Origin of the sequence: Pseudomonas sp. CFBP 13711 (genome assembly GCF_014842265.1) — a bacterium.
Taxonomy (GTDB): Bacteria; Pseudomonadota; Gammaproteobacteria; order Pseudomonadales; family Pseudomonadaceae; genus Aquipseudomonas.
This window is the reverse complement of record NZ_JACYVI010000038.1, coordinates 1-898: the sequence shown is the minus strand read 5'-3', so window position 1 is coordinate 898 and position 898 is coordinate 1. Positions and strand designations below refer to the sequence as shown.

Genomic DNA, 898 nt, shown 5'->3' with positions numbered 1-898 from the left:
TGTAGTGGTCAACTAATTCCGGACACCTCGATAGGTGGTTTCAAGGCCATCGTCCGTTCGTAAACGGTCGGTGGCAGATAACCCAGTTTCGAGTGCAGCCGCTCATTGTTGTAATACCCAACGATGTATTGAGTGATATCGCGTATCGCTTCGCCATGGTTGGCGTAATTGCGCCGCCATACCCGCTCCATTTTCAGGCTCAGGAAGAAGCGTTCCATCACCGCATTGTCCCAGCAGTTACCTTTACGGCTCATGCTTTGCTGCATGGCGTGTCTGGCCAGCAGCGATCTGTAGATTGCGCTCGCATATTGGCTGCCTCGATCGGAGTGGGCGATCAAGCCAGGTGGAGGTTGACGCTGCGCGACGGCCATCTGCATCGCGCTGCACACCAGCTCTGCAGGCATGTTTGGGGCCATCGCCCAACCCACGATCTTGCGCGAGAACAAGTCCAGCACCACGGCCAGATAGAGCCAGCCGCTACGCGTTTGTATGTAAGTAATATCGGCGACCCAGGCGGTGTTAATAGCCTGCGCTTCGAACTGTCGATTCAACACATTCTCAGCGATTGGCAGGTCATGCTTGCTGTCGGTCGTATGCACAAACTTGGGTTTCCACGCCGAGCGCAAACCATGGGCTCGCATCAGGCGGCGGACTTTATAGCGACCTATTTGCATGCCCTTGGCCCGCAGAGCCTTGGTTAAAGGGCGGCTTCCGCGGCAACCGTTGCTCTCGGCAAACGATGCCTTGAGCTGCGCGACAACGGAGCAACTTAGCCGAACAGGCGCTTGTGCCCGCTTACAGGCCTCGTAAAAACCTGATCGACTGACGTTCAGTACACGACAGACATGCGCCACCGAATAAGCCTTCTGTTGCAGTTGCCGAACAAGCCTATACGTCA

The 898-nt window shown here is 55.9% G+C and carries 1 protein-coding gene; it reads right to left on the bottom strand.

Annotated features, from left to right (window positions below):
- Nucleotides 1–8 precede the first annotated feature (8 nt).
- A partial coding sequence (locus IFT47_RS27280; protein ID WP_192175178.1) for an IS3 family transposase occupies nucleotides 9–898 on the bottom strand: 890 nt, incomplete at its 5' end.